The 16,048-nt window shown below is 37.8% G+C and carries 18 protein-coding genes; 4 read left to right on the forward strand and 14 right to left on the reverse strand.

The window, feature by feature from the left end; translation table 11 throughout:
* Nucleotides 1-2 precede the first annotated feature (2 nt).
* From bshC to ACQKNX_RS14340, 7 genes are all read right to left on the reverse strand, one after another.
* Nucleotides 3-1,619, reverse strand: a complete 1,617-nt coding sequence (gene bshC, locus ACQKNX_RS14310; protein ID WP_427429451.1) for a bacillithiol biosynthesis cysteine-adding enzyme BshC — start codon at nt 1,617-1,619, stop codon at nt 3-5.
* Between the two features lie 99 nt (nt 1,620-1,718).
* Entirely contained in the window at nt 1,719-2,114 is a 396-nt protein-coding gene (locus tag ACQKNX_RS14315) for a DUF3397 domain-containing protein (protein WP_427429453.1), read from the reverse strand.
* Nucleotides 2,111-3,013, reverse strand: a complete 903-nt coding sequence (locus ACQKNX_RS14320; RefSeq protein ID WP_427429455.1) for a ketopantoate reductase family protein — start codon at nt 3,011-3,013, stop codon at nt 2,111-2,113. Before ACQKNX_RS14320 ends, ACQKNX_RS14315 begins: the two co-directional genes overlap by 4 nt.
* A 387-nt stretch (nt 3,014-3,400) precedes the next feature.
* Nucleotides 3,401-3,778: a transcriptional regulator gene (locus ACQKNX_RS14325; RefSeq protein WP_173477864.1), complete on the reverse strand. Its 378-nt coding sequence runs from the start codon at nt 3,776-3,778 to the stop codon at nt 3,401-3,403.
* A gap of 110 nt (nt 3,779-3,888) precedes the next feature.
* Nucleotides 3,889-4,656, reverse strand: a complete 768-nt coding sequence (locus ACQKNX_RS14330) for an enoyl-CoA hydratase/isomerase family protein (protein WP_427429457.1) — start codon at nt 4,654-4,656, stop codon at nt 3,889-3,891.
* 267 nt (nt 4,657-4,923) lie between these two features.
* Nucleotides 4,924-5,097 carry a 50S ribosomal protein L32 gene (gene rpmF, locus ACQKNX_RS14335; RefSeq protein ID WP_010858320.1) on the reverse strand — a complete coding sequence of 58 codons (174 nt, stop codon included), beginning with the start codon at nt 5,095-5,097 and terminating at the stop codon, nt 4,924-4,926.
* A 24-nt stretch (nt 5,098-5,121) separates the two neighbouring features.
* Nucleotides 5,122-5,655 carry a YceD family protein gene (locus tag ACQKNX_RS14340; protein WP_427429458.1) on the reverse strand — a complete coding sequence of 178 codons (534 nt, stop codon included), beginning with the start codon at nt 5,653-5,655 and terminating at the stop codon, nt 5,122-5,124.
* 240 nt (nt 5,656-5,895) lie between these two features.
* Between ACQKNX_RS14340 and ACQKNX_RS14345 the strand changes: the two genes are divergently transcribed.
* The gene (locus ACQKNX_RS14345; protein ID WP_427429459.1) at nt 5,896-7,107 is read left to right on the forward strand and encodes a nucleotidyltransferase; all 1,212 of its coding nucleotides are present in this window, start codon (nt 5,896-5,898) and stop codon (nt 7,105-7,107) included.
* 231 nt (nt 7,108-7,338) lie between these two features.
* On the opposite strand, the gene ACQKNX_RS14350 is transcribed toward ACQKNX_RS14345, so the two are convergent.
* Nucleotides 7,339-8,385 (reverse strand): SepM family pheromone-processing serine protease, encoded by a 1,047-nt coding sequence (locus ACQKNX_RS14350; RefSeq protein ID WP_427429460.1) that lies wholly within the window; start codon nt 8,383-8,385, stop codon nt 7,339-7,341.
* A 41-nt stretch (nt 8,386-8,426) separates the two neighbouring features.
* Between ACQKNX_RS14350 and ACQKNX_RS14355 the strand changes: the two genes are divergently transcribed.
* Entirely contained in the window at nt 8,427-9,404 is a 978-nt protein-coding gene (locus ACQKNX_RS14355) for a hypothetical protein (protein ID WP_427429461.1), read from the forward strand.
* A gap of 292 nt (nt 9,405-9,696) precedes the next feature.
* Here ACQKNX_RS14355 and coaD read toward each other — a convergent pair whose 3' ends face one another.
* The 3 genes from coaD to ACQKNX_RS14370 all read right to left on the reverse strand — a co-directional run bounded on the left by coaD (nt 9,697) and on the right by ACQKNX_RS14370 (nt 12,250).
* Nucleotides 9,697-10,185, reverse strand: a complete 489-nt coding sequence (gene coaD / locus ACQKNX_RS14360; RefSeq protein WP_427429462.1) for a pantetheine-phosphate adenylyltransferase — start codon at nt 10,183-10,185, stop codon at nt 9,697-9,699.
* A gap of 1 nt (nt 10,186) precedes the next feature.
* Complete coding sequence (rsmD, locus tag ACQKNX_RS14365) at nt 10,187-10,753, reverse strand: 16S rRNA (guanine(966)-N(2))-methyltransferase RsmD (protein ID WP_427429463.1); 567 nt, start codon at nt 10,751-10,753, stop codon at nt 10,187-10,189.
* Between the two features lie 75 nt (nt 10,754-10,828).
* Nucleotides 10,829-12,250 (reverse strand): RNA polymerase II, encoded by a 1,422-nt coding sequence (locus ACQKNX_RS14370; protein WP_427429464.1) that lies wholly within the window; start codon nt 12,248-12,250, stop codon nt 10,829-10,831.
* A 57-nt stretch (nt 12,251-12,307) separates the two neighbouring features.
* Between ACQKNX_RS14370 and ACQKNX_RS14375 the strand changes: the two genes are divergently transcribed.
* On the forward strand, nt 12,308-12,697 hold the full coding sequence (locus ACQKNX_RS14375) for a DUF7147 family protein (protein ID WP_427429465.1): 390 nt from the start codon (nt 12,308-12,310) through the stop codon (nt 12,695-12,697).
* A gap of 2 nt (nt 12,698-12,699) precedes the next feature.
* On the opposite strand, the gene ACQKNX_RS14380 is transcribed toward ACQKNX_RS14375, so the two are convergent.
* Complete coding sequence (locus ACQKNX_RS14380) at nt 12,700-12,972, reverse strand: YlbG family protein (RefSeq protein WP_340826014.1); 273 nt, start codon at nt 12,970-12,972, stop codon at nt 12,700-12,702.
* A gap of 225 nt (nt 12,973-13,197) precedes the next feature.
* On the opposite strand from ACQKNX_RS14380, the gene ACQKNX_RS14385 reads away from it, so the two are divergent.
* Complete coding sequence (locus tag ACQKNX_RS14385) at nt 13,198-14,103, forward strand: glycerophosphodiester phosphodiesterase (protein ID WP_427429466.1); 906 nt, start codon at nt 13,198-13,200, stop codon at nt 14,101-14,103.
* Between the two features lie 61 nt (nt 14,104-14,164).
* Here ACQKNX_RS14385 and ACQKNX_RS14390 read toward each other — a convergent pair whose 3' ends face one another.
* Together ACQKNX_RS14390 and ACQKNX_RS14395 are read right to left on the reverse strand one after the other, a co-directional pair.
* Nucleotides 14,165-15,217, reverse strand: a complete 1,053-nt coding sequence (locus ACQKNX_RS14390) for a tartrate dehydrogenase (protein WP_427429467.1) — start codon at nt 15,215-15,217, stop codon at nt 14,165-14,167.
* Nucleotides 15,218-15,597: 380 nt separating this feature from the next.
* Nucleotides 15,598-16,044 (reverse strand): YlbF family regulator, encoded by a 447-nt coding sequence (locus ACQKNX_RS14395; RefSeq protein WP_402759314.1) that lies wholly within the window; start codon nt 16,042-16,044, stop codon nt 15,598-15,600.
* Between the last annotated feature and the right edge of the window lie 4 nt (nt 16,045-16,048).

Consider the following 16,048-nt stretch of genomic DNA (forward strand, 5'->3'; position numbering starts at 1 on the left):
TTTTATAAATAAAGTAAATAGTGGTGATTTCCAACGCTATATTTTTTCTTGAGCATTTCATCGATTAACGCAGGTCCAAACTCATTGATATATTGATATGGATTATAAGAACGTTCTTGGAACCCATCATTTGGATATAGCTCATTTTGCAGCGTCATAAATTTACGGATAGTAGTCTCATGCTTACTTAGCACCGTTTGTTCTACCTTTTGTTGCAAATACTCAAACTGCCTCACATGATTTTCTTTATTTTTTTCAAGTATTTTATCTAGCGACATATGTTGTTGTGCAAAATATTGCTCAAGAGTAGCGTATTTATCTAAAACGAGTTGTTGCATCTCAAGAATTTGACGCTTTGCCTCATCATCTTGAACTTCGGCAATAAATTGCTCCTTCAATGCCATCGCTTTGCCCTCCAATACATCCGTCACTGTTAAATGATATTCACGCAGTAGTTGTTCTACATGTCGTGTAATAATCGTAATATTGAGACGTGGTGCAAAAATCGGCATTTGTAAACCTAACACTGAAAAGGCATCCTTTAATGTTGCCCAATAAGCAAGCTCACCAGGTCCACCAACAAACGCTAATACCGGCATCGTCATTTCCTGCATTAACGGACGTGTTACAACATTATTACTTAAATCTTCAGGATTTTTTTCTGCAATTGTTAATAGCTCTTCACGTGAAAGTTTGATATTTGCTGCTAAATTGACAAATTGATTGTGTCGTCTTTCTAGTAAAAAGCGTTCTCCCTCTTTTACATAGAACAGGTTAGCTGCATCGTCGGTTGCTAAAATCGGCTTCCCGTATCCAGCACTTTCCAACGCCGCTTCCTTTTCCGTTACTAATTTTGCAATTTCCTCACTATGGTTTATAAGCCGTGCAAAATTGTTACGTTCGTATTGACGGAAGTTCATATCTGCCGCATCAATCATGAGCAGCCCTTCTTCTTTAAACAACTCGTTCATTAGTCGCGCAAAGAAATCTGTAAATGTTTCACTATTGTTCAACGCATCTAAAAGTTGGTTGAACAACTTTTCAGTGTGGGCTGTTTCTCCAAAATCCTTAATGATAGTGTTAACTAATTGAACCATCGCTTCTTTATTTAAGCTTGTTGTCGATGCCATTGTTTTTCTCCGCGAACGTTCACCATACGCACGTTTTTTTATATCCATATCATGCATTGTAAATGTATGGTTAATTTCCTCTAAGTCATGATCTTCTCCAGCTATCCAAAAAATAGGTACAACCGGTCGTTGAAGCTTTTCACTTTGTTCTTTCGCTAATGATATTACCGAAATGGCTTTATGAACCGAGTAAAGAGGGCCAGTTAATACACCCGCTTGTTGCCCACCGACAACCGCAACAGCTCCTTGCTCTAGTTGTTGCAAATGCTCATTCGCTTTTTCAGATAAGCCAAGCGGCTCCATAAACTGACGAATTATTGCTGTTAATTCTTTTTGGTCACACGCTCGTTGCTCCAAATATTTTGCTCGCTTTTCAAACGATTCATCACTATATTCATATTCAAAAAACTCATGAATGGCAGTATTTGGCGACCAATAATCTGCTAGCACACGATTTTTCACGGGTACTTGGATTGACTCCAGTTTCATTTAACACAAACTCCTCTACTCACTAAATCATCGTATTCCTTGTAAACATTTTAATGCTATTATTTTAACGCTTCTGTCTCCAACATGAAAAGAAAATGCTTATACAGCGTGTAAATATTCTACAACAGATTGAATCATGCCGACTATACAAATTAAAATATACGCTGCACTAAGTACTAAAAATAAAAAACGCCAAATTTTCCGTAATAGCGGCTTTACTTCAATTTCTCTTTTTGTACGCCAGTCTACATATGTAAAAATGATTGCCAGTATTATTGCTAGCATTACTAAAAATGCCCCTACATTTACTCCCCACAGCACACCAATTGCCAACGGTACCGAGAAAAACAAGCAGAACGTCGTCACATCAGACGCGGCTCCAAATGCATGCGTACCACGAATATTAACCTTTCGACTAATAGCATAGACAATGACGAATAAAAGAATTGGACAAAAAATAATGACGCTGATGACTATATGTAAAAAATCTTTCAAGATTGCCCACCGCTCTCTTCAATCGCTAAAACTTGGTGATATAAAGTTCGCAAAGTAGGTAATGGATAACCGTTCGCTGAAGCCTTTTGTAAAACTACCCCAACAATCGTTTCAACCTCACTTTTTCTACCTTGCATGCGATCAGCTAGCATAGATGATGTATTCGCCGCTGTTTTTTTACACAAAGCTATTACAGCAGAAAACGGAATGATACTTTCAATATCTTTAAAAGCCTCTGTTAACTCCTGATATATGGTATGCATTAACAAGTATGCTTGCTTATTTGTTAATAAATCACCATTTTTAATTTGCAAAATTGCCGTTAATGGATTTATCATGCAATTGAATATAGCTTTTTCAAAAAGCATTTGTTCGGCGTTTTCAACCAACTCTATTGGGAATAAAGGATTTTCTAAGTGTAACAACTTTTCAAATACAATACTGTCTCCACGCGCTATTCCTATTTTGCATAGACCAACACCTCTATGTTGAACAGTTGTAAAATCAATTGTTTGAGCACCGAACGAAACTGAGCAAAAAGCAATCGTATTTTGTGGTAAACGTAAAGCCTCATCAAAATGTGCTAAACCATTTTGCACAAACAACAATGGTATTTCCTTAGGTAAAGCTAATAATTGTTTATAAATATTTTGCAAATGACCATATTTCACAGCAACTACAATCAAATCCGGCCGGGGCAACGTCTCTAACTCAACGCTAGAAGCAATTTGATGCAATGTTTTTGTACCATCTATATGGACCCTCGTTAAATGCTTCAAATTAAGTTCATCGGCTTGTTCTTGTCTTCTTACAACTAAAGTAACATCCATACAAGCCTCCGCTAAGAAACTAGCCATTAGCTGACCGACTGCACCAGCTCCAATAACTACTACATTCACAACGTTCGCCACCTCCGCTTAATGTAAAGAGGCTATCTAAACAGTAAAAAACAAACCTTTTAAACAGCCTAAACTGAAGTTATAAACGCTTCTCCAGCATTTACTTTTCTCGCACTACAGTAACATAAACACCAATCCTTACGCCATAGAAGGAGGTGCCTCAGAAATTCATCTGAGACACCTCCTTTGCAGGTGTTTCTATTATACAAGATTAGCTGGTGTTTACGATACAATAATGGTTGTTTTCATCCAGTATAGGTAAAATGTTTAGTCGACGTTAGCGTTTACATATCCTATGGTTTCTTTTGCATCATTTTCTTAAAAGACCTTACTCTTTTTTGAAAAAGAACGTAACTATCTACTTACAATCATTTTCCCTTTGCCACGTTAATCTTTCATTAAAGAATAGCCTTGCTGTAACCATTTCACTAGCTTTTCATGTTCATTTTGCAATTCACGGTGTTTAATCTCAAGACTTTGATAGGCTTCTGTCAATTCATCAAAACTCGTTAACGCTAATTTCAAATGACTTCGCATAGATTGTTGAGGTTGATTGCGAACAGCTAAAAGCGATTGACTATATTGCCCACGTAACGTTTTATTCCAACGAAAGCCACACGCTTGTTTTGTACGCCCAAGTTCATCAGCAGCCATTTCAAATGCCTCTAACTGCGTTTTACCATTTTGCACATTATGCAAGACAATTTCTGCTAATCTTTCATCGTCTTCCTTCGTCCATTGATCTTTTCTTTTTTTCAGTTCCATAATCTATCACCCTCACATTTTTTACTACTATATGCGTTATCAAGCAAAATAGAATCACGGGACGAAAAAAGACAGTGATTATGTTTTCATGTAATCACTGCCACTATACGCTACTTATTATTCTTTTTAGTTAGAAAATTATTAACTGCCTCGTGATGCGCTTCACTTTCCCACAGTTTTGCACAAGTACGAACTTCCTCCATTACACGCTCATACATATTACGCTCACGCCATTTTCGAAGTTCAATTTCTTTATAAGCCTTGTGCACGGAAGGGTGTATTTTACGCATATGTTCAATAAAATCATTTAAAGCAAGTTGCTTCGATCCCTCAAATACGCGCATAGCCCAGCCAATGTCATATAGTAATTGTGCTGGATATGGCTTTGCATCCACTAGCATCTTCATTGCACGATCATGACGTAAACCTCGTTCAAACAAGTATGTACCGCCACCCCAGCCACTTGTAATTGCTAATGTCCCTTGAATAAAGCCACATTTAGCATGACTCGCCACTAAGCGAAAATCACAAGCAGTCGCTATCTCACATCCACCACCGACAGCCGTTCCATTTATTAACGCAATCGTCGGTACTGGTAATGTAGCAAGATCATATAAAATCTCACCCATCTTACTTAACATACCAAATGCTTCATCTTCCGTTTCAAGAGAATGAAACTCCGATAAATCGCCACCTGAACAAAAAGATTTTTCTCCCGCTCCTGTGACTACTAAAAAACGCACATCGTCATGATGTTGGATATATGTAATTACTTCTCGAAGACCATTCATTACCTCATCATTCACAGCGTTACGCTTTTCCTCACGATTTATCGTAAAAGTCATGATTCCATCTTGATTGTCAATTATATAAGCCACTACAGTTCCCCCTTTATCCCCATCATCAATTGTACCTCAGCTCAAGCGGAGCCCGCTTGAAAAGCTCCACTAAAAGTTACAAACCTCCACCTTCAACTAAGCTTTAAACCCCCACTGACAGCAAGTTAAATAAATTGTATCACACAATTATTATAGTACTATATAACTTTATAATATTTATTAAAAATTCTGTCACTTCATACAAACAAAAAGGCTAGTAAAGAGCCATGGTCTCTTTACTAGCCTTTTAAGTGAGCAAACACTGTATTATTTGCTTACTACTTCTTTACCTTTGTATTGTCCGCAAGCTTTGCAAACACGGTGTGATAATTTTGCTTCACCACAGTTTGGGCAAGCTACCATACCAGGTACAGATAGTTTGAAATGCGTACGACGCTTTCTTTTTGCAGTTTTAGAAGTTCTTCTAAATGGTACAGCCATTGATGGCACCTCCTTACAGATCGTCTATTCGTCTGTTTGATCAAAATACTTAGCTAAATCAGCTAGTCTTGGATCCACTTTTGGTTCGTCAGTTTTTTTGTGAAGCTCCACGTCTTCATCAGTTGCGTAAGACCAGTTTTTACCACCATGCACTTGTCCTTCGGTATTCTCTTTGAATACTTGCATTGGTACTTCAAGAAGCACTAGCTCCTCAATAACTGGCTTCATGTCGATTACATCACCATCAATATAGTGAATATTACCGTCATCTTCCCCTCTTTTATCTTCGTCAATCCAGCTAAATAATTCAACTGTCTCAACTTTGATGGGAAACTCAACATCTTCCCAAGTGCGAGCACACGGGAGTGTTAACGTTGCTGTCACAGTAAGCTGACAAGTCATTTGCGATGCACCGAATGTACATAGCCCTTTTACATGAACGGGCGAAATTGCTCGAATATCCTGGTTTCGCTCCATCACCTCATCCAATCGGACATAGGTATCGATCGGCATTCCGTCTTGACGGTATTTAGCTAATTGATGAATTGACCATTTCATTCGTTTAATCACCTCGAGACAACACTGTTGATTATATAATGTGTAAAAATAGATGTCAAGATAATTTCTTGTCACCACTCGAAAACCCACCTATAATTAAGTACATCAAAATCATTCCACTTAGCCACAATACACAACCTATACTAAAATTTCAATAGTAATGAGCAAAGAATAGGCTAGAGGCATCCTGATTGGTCAAAAATAAGAAGCACAAAAGATAAATAAAGGGGGTTTTACGTAATGAAAGCAGTCGGTATTGTTGTTGAATACAATCCATTTCATAATGGACATGCTTATCACTTAGAACAGGCAAAAAAAGTAGCGCAAGTAGATATAGCAATTGCTGTTATGAGCGGTACATTTTTGCAGCGCGGTGAACCTGCCATGGTAGATAAATGGACACGCACAAAAATGGCGCTCGCTAGCGGAGTTGATATTGTAATTGAGCTACCGTATGTCTATAGTACCGCACCCGCAACGGATTTCGCAAAGGGGGCGATTTCATTATTATCGGCAATTCGCTGTGATGCTTTTGCTTTCGGTAGCGAAGATGGCTCCATACAACCCTTTATGAATACGTACCAGTTAATTTCAAAGCACCGCACCGAATATGACGCACTTATTAAAGAAAGCGTTAAAACGGGTGTTAGCTACCCTAAAAGCCTGCATTATGCCTATGAACAGCTTTCTCAAAAATTCCCTGCTACATACATTGATTTAGCACAACCAAACAATATACTAGGATTCCATTATATCGAAGCGGCAATGACGCTAGGAAGTGCAATTAAGCCTTTAACTATTCCACGTATAGCTGCTGGATATCACGATGCTATGCAGGAGGGGGCATCGATTGCAAGTGCCACTGGCATTCGTAAAGCACTCGCTACGAAAGGAACATTACAAAGCGTGCAGGATGTACTCCCCCAAGCTTCCTTTCATTATTTACAGGATTGGTATGCTCAATATAAAAATTTTGCTAGCTGGGAGGCTTTTTGGCCGTTTTTACAGTTTACCCTTATTCGGCATACAGCAAGCGAGTTAACGCGCTATGCGGAAGTAACAGAGGGTATAGAGCACGCACTACTAAAAGCAGCGAAAACGAGTAGCTCCTTTAGTAGCTTTATGGAGAAAATAAAATCTAAACGCTATACTTGGACACGTCTACAACGCATGCTGACACATATTTATACAGGTTTTACAAAGGAGCAACTTAAGAGCTTCCAATCCCCTTCTACAATCCGCTTACTCGGAATGAGTGCGCAAGGGCAAGCATACTTAGGCATGCATAAAAAGGACTTTACATTACCATTAATAAGCCGCGTTGCCTCTACAAATGATGCTATGCTCGCTGTAGATATACATGCTGCTGAAGTATATAACTTTAGTATAGAACAAGGGGCGCAGCAGTTCACATTGCCAAAAGATTATCAAACGCCGCCGATTCGATTTTAATAGATGAAAACAGCAGTTGATTGCCGTTGCGAGCGGCCGCTTTAAGCTACAGTCTTAAAAGGCAGGCTGGGACAAGCTTTAAAATTACGTCAGAAGCAACGCGTTAGCGGCCTACTGCACAGAGCGAAAAGCAACTGCCGTTGCAGACATCCAGCACAGCAAAAAGTGTTAGATTGATGGTCGACATCAATCTAACACTTTTTCTCTTTTATCGACCACAAATAGCCAATTTTATTTAGGTTCTAATTGTTTTAAATAAGCAATTGCATCATCGACCGTTTTCACAGGTACAATTTTCATTTTTGTACCGATTTCTTTAGCCGTTTTGACTGCCGTCGCATAATTCGATTCTAATTCAGGATACTTTGCCTTCATTTCAGTTGAGATTTCATCATCAGGTGCAAAAAAGATTTCCATGCCATCTCGATCGGCTGCAATGATTTTGTAATCAATACCACCAATTCGCCCTACTGATCCATCTATGAGCATTTCACCAGTTCCAGCTACTGCATAGCCTTTTGTTAAATCCTCTTCCAATAATTGATTTAAAATTTCTAGTGTAAACATAAGCCCCGCTGAAGGACCACCAATATCTTCTGTGTGCATTGTGACACTTGGATTAGTTTCAATCGATTTACTTTCTGCATAGGTAATTCCTAACCCAGCTCGCTTTTCCTCAGATTGAGGAATTTCCTTCAGCGTAATCGTTTCTTCTTGTTCCTTTTGATTACGTAATAATTGAATGGTCACTTTATCCCCAATTTGTTTTGTTGACAGCAGATCAACAAGCATTTGTTGGTTCGTAATTTCTGTACCATCCACTTTCGTAATTTCATCACCCGCTTTTAAGAAACCATCTGAGGCGCCACCATCTAAGACATTTAATACAAATACACCATTAAAGTGTATTTTCGTCTCTAACCCCGCTCTTTGAAAGGCCACATATTTTGCATTGAATTGAGAGTCTGACATTAACTTTAACTGTCGGATATTATATTCCTCGTCATCCTCTAATGGATTTCTCACTTGCTGAATATCCATTATTTTTTCATATTTTTGTGTTTTCGCCCATAAATACGAAAACGGTGTGGCCTGTTGCATAGCAACTGTCATTAAACTCATCGATCCCGCTTCATCCGTATGATTATTAGCGACACTAACAAATTTACTAACATCGTATGCACTGCCAGGCTTCATAATATACGCGTCTAGTCGGTATAGCATTAAAAAACAAAGCGCGACTAAAAACATTGCATATAAACTAATTTTTTTCTTCATGAATGGACACCTCCTAAGACGCATGCAAAAACCAGTAGTTCATGTTTTTGCCTTTTTCACATATATTAATTTTAGCATTTGCCTATGTGAATGACAAAAAGTTGAAACGAGATGATAACATGTTTGCGACAATTCAAATAGCGCTCTGCATACTTCTTATCCTATTACTCTTGTTATTCCCACAAACTGCTCATACTGGTACCGATTTAGGATTGAATCTATTTATGGAGGCGCTATTTCCGTATTTACTACCTTATCTTATTTTAACGCAATGGTTACTTCGTTTAACCTCTCCTATGCGCGCAAAAACAAAAAGAGTTTCTTTATACGTACAAGCCTACTTGATAAGCGCACTCGGTGGATATCCAACTGGAGCTACAACAATTGTGTATCTAAAAAACAGTGGACAATTACATCCTAAGGAGGCAAATTTTTTACTAGCAGTTTGTCATGCACCAAGCCCTCTTTTTGTATTAGGTTTTGTTAGCCTTGATTTATTACACAGTAATACGTTTGGTTGGCTGTTTTTATGTTTACTACATAGTTTTAATATTTGTTGCTTAGTAGTTGGTTATTTTTTATTTCGTAAAACCGACTCACCTACTATTTCTATACACAATACAACCCTATATTCATCCCCATTTTCAGAGAGCATAAAAGAAACAGCACCAACCATTTTGTTAGTTGGAACGACCATTATTTTTTTCACAACTATTCAAACAATATTACAACAAAGTTTAGATAAAATGTTACCTAATCTTCCACAACCAGTCGAGCATGCTATCGCCGCTGTATTAGAAGTAACAAATGGATTAAAAATGACTGTCACAGAATTCGGCAATTACCCATACTTATCATTACTAGTAGTCATTATGCTGACGATGCAAAGCATTAGTATCCATTTGCAAATTTTTGTCATTGCAAAATCCGCCAAGCTTTCAGTCAGACCTTATATTAAATTTCGCCTTCTTAGCATAATCATTGTGCCTACTATTTATGCTCTTTTTTTCTTAAAATAAGTGCCAGGCACTCACACAATTTTGAATTTTCATGGCACTACCAGTAAAGTTAACATAGTAAAAATCCACAGTGACTCCTGCGGAAACGCACGCAATGTAAGACCCAACAAGCCTCGCGACAGCGAAGGTTGCGGCTTACAACGTGCCCGCAGAAAGTGCCAGGCACTCACACAATTTTTCAACAGGCAAATTATTTATTTGAAATAAAAAAGACTATAGACAGCACTCGAAATTTTTCAAGTTTGTTTATAGTCTTCTAAGAGGATGTCTTAATTAATACATCCTCTATTTTTTATTTAGCAAAACCGTATTTTTCTTTTAAAGCTTGTTCCACGCAAGCCGGAACAAGTTCATGAACATTGCCTCCATACTTCGCTACTTCTTTCACAATGCTAGAGCTTAAGAACGAATATTGATTTTTTGTCATGATGAAAAATGTTTCAATCGTTTCATCAAGAAAGCGGTTCATTGAAGTAATTTGCATTTCGTATTCGAAATCCGAAACTGCTCGTAGGCCACGAACAATCGCCTTTGCGTTCTTTTCTTTAGCATAATCAATAAGGAGACCTGAAGAGCTTTCAATTCGTACATTCGGCAATTCCTTTGTAACTTCTGCCATCAATGCCATACGTTCTTCTACAGAAAATAATGGGTGCTTTGATGAATTGTTTAAAACCGCAACATAAACAATATCAAAAACATCAGCTGCACGCTTAATTATATCTAGGTGACCAAATGTAACAGGATCAAAACTCCCAGGAACAACAGCAATTTTCTCCAACTTACTCTCCCTCTTCCCCAGCACAACGATAGACCGAAATAATCGTTCCGCCATATGTTTCTTGTCTCTGTAATAAAAAAGCACCAAAACTAGGTGGTAATTCTACTTCTTTTGCATGTTCACATAAAATAATACCATTGTGTTGTACTTTATCATGGTCCACAAGCACCTGTACTAAATCATAGTATTCTTTATGGTGATAGGGCGGATCTAAAAATACAAGATTAAACGTAATATCACGCTTTAATAGCGCTTTCACAGCACGCTTTGCATCAATACGAAAAAGCTCTGAACAATTTTCATATCGACACTTCTTGATATTTTCCTGTAATACCTGATAGGCTTTAGCGTCTTTTTCAATAAAGATAGCATGTTCTGCACCTCTACTGAGCGACTCAATTCCTAATCCACCGCTACCTGCAAACAAATCTAGTGCAGTTCCCCCATCAAAAAATGGACCTATCATATTAAATATGGATTCTTTTACTTTGTCTGTTGTAGGTCTTGTTGTACTCCCTGTAACTGCCTTTAGTGGCATTCCTTTACGTTCTCCTGCTACTACTCTCATAGATGTATTTCACCGTACTTTCTGTTACAAATAGAAAGCATTTTTGCAGCGAAAGAACTCCTCCGCTGCAAAAAATTATTCTTGTTCTTGTGTTAAAACTTGAATTCGACCATCACTTTTTTGTAGTTCTACTAAAAATAGTCGTTGTAGCCAAGCTTCTTCTACATAATAATGATCAACAATTTTAATAATTGGATCAGAAATTGTGGAATATCTACGTTGATTGAACACGTAGAATCCAGATTCTTTCGGGAAGCGGAATGTTCGATTGTCACTATTTACATAATAACCATTCTTCCCTTCTCCCGCTGTATATCCTAGGTAAGGTAGTAATGTATCGGCACTGTATAATACTTGACTTTCATATAAAATAACATGAACATCTTTTTTATGAATGCCATCTACATAAATACTTCGCTCGTCCTCCATTAATAACGGATACGTACCATTTTCTAGTGTTGCATTTAATTGGAAATAAGAAGTTTTCCCATTCAACACTGTTGAAAGTAGCTTATCCATTGTCACCGGAGAGATTGGTTCTAGTCCAAGGTTATCCATAGCTTCCTGCCATGCTAACTGTTGGCTCGCTGTCATGTAGTCTTTTAATGTCTGCACAATTTCTTTTGTCTTCTCTGAGCCTATCGTATCCTTCACTAAATAGGATGCCACAACTTCAGCCAACCATGCCGGCGAATTTTCAAAAGTATATTGTGAATGAATTTGCGAAAGAATCACTTCCTGCTCAACTGCTTGTGCTGTTAGCGTTGGTAAAAATAATAATCGTTCGTCATGTTGAGCAACAGGATTTTTCTCCTGAACAATCGCTATATGCTCATCATTTAAGAACTTTAAATTTTCGAGTGATTTTAAGAAATCTTTTGAAATTGCCTGCTGTGCATAAATTGTTAAGACAGGAGTTTGCTCTTGCGCCTTTAAATCACCAGCTTGCCAATATAAATCACTCGCCGTGCCATTGCCGCTAAACATCGTATAGTTAACAAGTGATAATTGTTGCTGACCTACTAAAGGTAGACCTGTTATCCATTGTCCGACAGTTTTACTATCTGTTGAAATATGTATGACAGAATACGACACCTCTCCATTCGTTAACGTGGCAAAGACATTTTGAAGCAGCATTTTATCTTTTAAGCCACCCTCGATTGGGATTATGTATGAAACGGATTGTGATTTAGTTTCACCTTTTTCAAAATAGGAAACTTCCTCTGATAAACGATTACAACTATTTTCATTATCGATAAAACATGTTGGGTTTGTTGCATCCTCTGGCCATTTTATTTTCACCTTTTGATTTGGCAAGTTTTTAAAATGGTGACGAATATCTAGACTATTTTCACGATAGACAATCTCGATTTCCTGTGAATAATGGAATGCGCCATTTCCTGTCTCTAAATCAGAAGAATAGGCCTGATATTGGAAAAACAACACACCAGATACGACTAATACTAAAATTGAAAAAAAACTGACTGCAAATTTCATGTGCTTGACCTCCCGCAGCATGATACTATGTGTATTGGAAAGGATGTGCAATATTAAATGCCACAACAATTTATAGAATTAGGAGAAGGCTATGGCGATGTTTATGAACTACTTGAAATTATTAAAACGAATCAAGGTCGCTTTCACCAAGCCTTTATACTAACATCTACAAAAGAAGATAAAAAGGTAGCTTCTTTAGCTATCGCTTTAAAACCAGTCGGAGAAAGTAAATTCATGCCGATTTATATTTGTCGCGAAGGCATTCCATTCAATGAAGAAAAGCCTTCCAAGCGTCAAATTATGTTCGAAGAAAGTATTGAACAACTAGGTCGAAAAGCGGTTGTTGTAGAAATAAAGCACTCTTCTATATTTTCGGAGCCAAAACTATTTTATCAATACTTAATTGGAATAATGAGACTTCATCACTATATTCCAGCATTAAACTAATGTTATAGCCCCGCTTTATAGTCGTATTCCTTCGCTTTATCTGGCTTTGCATTTTCGAACTCAGTTTTAACGAAGGGACGATAAGATTCTACAACGTCTTTCACAAATGGAAGGCGTTGTAATTTTATTGACATCATTTCAATGTCCTCTCGATTGCAATATAATACTACGTACTTTTGCTTACGAGAAATGTAATGAACATGACCATATTTTCGAAGTGATTTCGCATGTTTTAATTGATGGACGTAAACGATTAGCCCTTGTCGTTCGTTCATATAGTTTCCCCTCATTTCTTACATAAAAGCATACCATAGACCGGAAAATGATAGCAACAGAGTTTAGCTGACAGAACGCTCATTTTTCCGTTATAATGGTAAAGCATAGCGCGTTTATCGACAGATTTACTTTCTCTCATGCTAGATAAAAGTGCTTTAGCTTGAACATTGCAAGTGAATTCGCCAGCACCTTTTATATTAATTTGATTGTTAAGGAGGACGAATATGGGTAAGAAAACGAAGATAGCTATTGCAATAGCAGCAGCCAGTGCAGCTGCTTGGGCAGGTAGTAAAGCTATTTCCAAACCTCAACAGCGTGTAGGGAAACAAGCATTACAATTTGATCACCCGATCATTCTCGCACATCGTGGCGGAGCACATTTAGAACCTGAGCATACAATGCTTGCTTTTGAAAAATCTGCACAGTTAGGTGTAGATGGCTTTGAAATAGACATTCGCTTAACAAAAGACGAAGAAATTATCGTTTACCATGATGCTACCGTAGAACGAACAACTGATGGTTATGGGTCAGTATCAGAAATGACATTAGCAGAAATAAACGCATTGAATCATGGCTATCAATTTGAAGATTTAGCAGGTGAATTTCCTTATCGGGATAAAAAAGTTGACGTTGTTACACTACGTGAATTACTAGAATGCTATCCAAATATGTTAATCAATATTGATATTAAAGATGCACCAGATACGTATGAAGGTAGTTTAATGCCTTCTAAACTATGGCGATTAATAGAAGAACTTAATGCAGAGGATCATGTCGTTGTCACTAGCTTTTATGGTGAACAAATTGACCGTTTTAATTTATATGCACAAAATCAAGTTGCACTTGGTGCAGGTGAATCAGATGTACGCAAAGCATTTGCTTCTTTCTCAAGCCAATTCGGACATTTATATCATCCAAAAGTGGACGTATTTCAAATTCCCCCAAAATCAGGTGTCGTATCGCTCGATTCACCGAAATTTATTCAGTTTTTAAGTAACTTGAATATCCCTGTCCATTATTGGACAATCAACGATGCTGTTACGATGAATAAATTAATTAATAACGGCGCAAAAGGTATTATTACCGATCGACCTGATATTGCAGTTGAATTACTACAACAACATGATTGAAGACATAAAGGTAAGAGCAACTATTGTAAATGCTCTTACCTTTATCTTTTATAAAATGCCATTAAGATAATTGAGCTAAAATTGCATCAGTTACCTCCCGTAATGTTGCAGTTCCCCCTAAATCTCCGGTTTTTATACCTTGCGCCAATGTAGCCTCCATTGCATTTAGCACCTTTGAACCTAGCTCTTGATAGCCTAAAAAATCAAGCATCATTTTGCCTGTCCATATTTGCCCGAGCGGATTAGCAATTCCTTTTCCAGCAATATCTGGCGCGGAGCCATGAACTGGTTCAAACATAGAAGGATATTCGCGTTCAATATTTAAGTTAGCTGCTGGAGCAATACCGATACTTCCCATAATAGCTCCACCTAAGTCTGTTAAAATATCTCCAAATAAATTGGAAGCAACGATTACATCAAAGTTTTCTGGCTTCATCACTAGGAAAGCTGCTAACGCATCAATATGATTGGTCGCTTGTCCAATTGCTTCATAGTCTTTACCAACTTCTTCAAATACCTCATCCCAAAAAGGCATGCTGTAAGTTAAACCATTCGATTTTGTTGCACTTGTAACATGCTGACGACGAGTTTTAGCCATATCAAAGGCATATCGCATCGCACGTTCGGTCCCTTTTCTAGTAAAGATCGCATTTTGAATGGCAATCTCATCCTGTCCGCTATGAATACGACCACCACTCTCTGAATACTCCCCTTCTGAGTTTTCACGTACAACAACAAAGTCAAAGCCATTCGGATTACGTAATGGTGATGCTAAGCCTTGTAGTAGCTTCGCTGGACGTACATTAATAGACTGCTTCATTTCACGACGAATTTTAATTAATAACCCCCACAAGGAAATGTGATCGGGTACTAAATCAGGCATTCCTACTGCCCCTAAAAAGATTTGATCATAGCCCTTTAATAGTTCGATGCCGTTATCAGGCATCATTTTACCTGTTTCTAAATAATAATCACAGCCCCATGGAAATGTTGTCCATTCAAATGTAAAGCTTCCATCTAATTGTGCTACCTTGTCTAAAACTTCTATCGCTGCTGGTACTACTTCTTTACCAATACCATCTCCTGGAATAACAGCAATTCGATATGTATTCATTTCATTGCCCCCTTTTCCCAACTTTACTTACATATTTACTATATAATTTTTATTGCAAAAAAAATAGAAGCAGTGTCCTTTTGATATGCTTCTACCTATTACATAGAAATATGACACGTTGATTTCGGTTCCTGGCGCTCCCTTTCCGCAGGCACGGTTTCAACTAATTTTTGTGGCAATGCCGCAAAAATGGATTTTCAGCTCGTGCTGTTCCTGCTGGAGTGTCGCACCTTTCACTCCAATCAACTAGTAGCATCTACATATAAAATATGCTCCTTCCCTACTTAAAATAAGGTTATGAATTTTCACAAAAAAAGACACAACACCTCGAGAGGTATTGTGTCTTTACATGTAGCAGTGTCATTTTGACACTATTTCTATTATGCAGAACAGGAGCAAGAGCCACCTGAGCCACAACCGCTTCCACATGAAGAATTGGATGCGAAAAATGGATTACTTACTGGTACTTTTACTGCTTCAGATACAGTTTTCCCAATAAGCAAGCTTATTTCATCTAGTAAATCTTGAAAATCATTTTCAGCTAACTTTAATGCTGAAATTTTTTCATTTAAATCGAGTGAGCGCTTTTGCTGACGAATCGATTTCATAATTGTATGATAATCCGGATGATATTTTCCGAAACGTTGTACATCTTCGTATTGCTCCTTCATGCGACCAAATGCATATATAGCTTCAACTAACTCACTATCGCTATAAACAGCATTATACGCTAACCTTAGCGCATTCGCAGGCTCGGAGGAAAGAATCATTTCGCAAAGCGCATCGGCCTCATCTAAAATGATTGCCCATTCAGAGGTTATCATCATTTTA

Source organism: Lysinibacillus sp. NPDC093712 (genome assembly GCF_050280025.1).
Classification (GTDB): Bacteria; Bacillota; Bacilli; order Bacillales_A; family Planococcaceae; genus Lysinibacillus.

Coding starts and splice junctions, on each gene's coding strand:
- bshC (WP_427429451.1), bottom strand. CDS start 1,619: ATGAAACTGGAGTCAATCCAAGTACCCGTGAAAAATCGTGTGCTAGCA.
- ACQKNX_RS14325 (WP_173477864.1), bottom strand. CDS start 3,778: ATGGAACTGAAAAAAAGAAAAGATCAATGGACGAAGGAAGACGATGAA.
- rpmF (WP_010858320.1), bottom strand. CDS start 5,097: ATGGCTGTACCATTTAGAAGAACTTCTAAAACTGCAAAAAGAAAGCGT.
- ACQKNX_RS14340 (WP_427429458.1), bottom strand. CDS start 5,655: ATGAAATGGTCAATTCATCAATTAGCTAAATACCGTCAAGACGGAATG.
- ACQKNX_RS14345 (WP_427429459.1), top strand. CDS start 5,896: ATGAAAGCAGTCGGTATTGTTGTTGAATACAATCCATTTCATAATGGA.
- ACQKNX_RS14350 (WP_427429460.1), bottom strand. CDS start 8,385: ATGAAGAAAAAAATTAGTTTATATGCAATGTTTTTAGTCGCGCTTTGT.
- ACQKNX_RS14355 (WP_427429461.1), top strand. CDS start 8,427: ATGTTTTTGCCTTTTTCACATATATTAATTTTAGCATTTGCCTATGTG.
- rsmD (WP_427429463.1), bottom strand. CDS start 10,753: ATGAGAGTAGTAGCAGGAGAACGTAAAGGAATGCCACTAAAGGCAGTT.
- ACQKNX_RS14370 (WP_427429464.1), bottom strand. CDS start 12,250: ATGAAATTTGCAGTCAGTTTTTTTTCAATTTTAGTATTAGTCGTATCT.
- ACQKNX_RS14375 (WP_427429465.1), top strand. CDS start 12,308: ATGCCACAACAATTTATAGAATTAGGAGAAGGCTATGGCGATGTTTAT.
- ACQKNX_RS14380 (WP_340826014.1), bottom strand. CDS start 12,972: ATGAACGAACGACAAGGGCTAATCGTTTACGTCCATCAATTAAAACAT.
- ACQKNX_RS14385 (WP_427429466.1), top strand. CDS start 13,198: ATGGGTAAGAAAACGAAGATAGCTATTGCAATAGCAGCAGCCAGTGCA.
- ACQKNX_RS14390 (WP_427429467.1), bottom strand. CDS start 15,217: ATGAATACATATCGAATTGCTGTTATTCCAGGAGATGGTATTGGTAAA.
- ACQKNX_RS14395 (WP_402759314.1), bottom strand. CDS start 16,044: ATGATGATAACCTCTGAATGGGCAATCATTTTAGATGAGGCCGATGCG.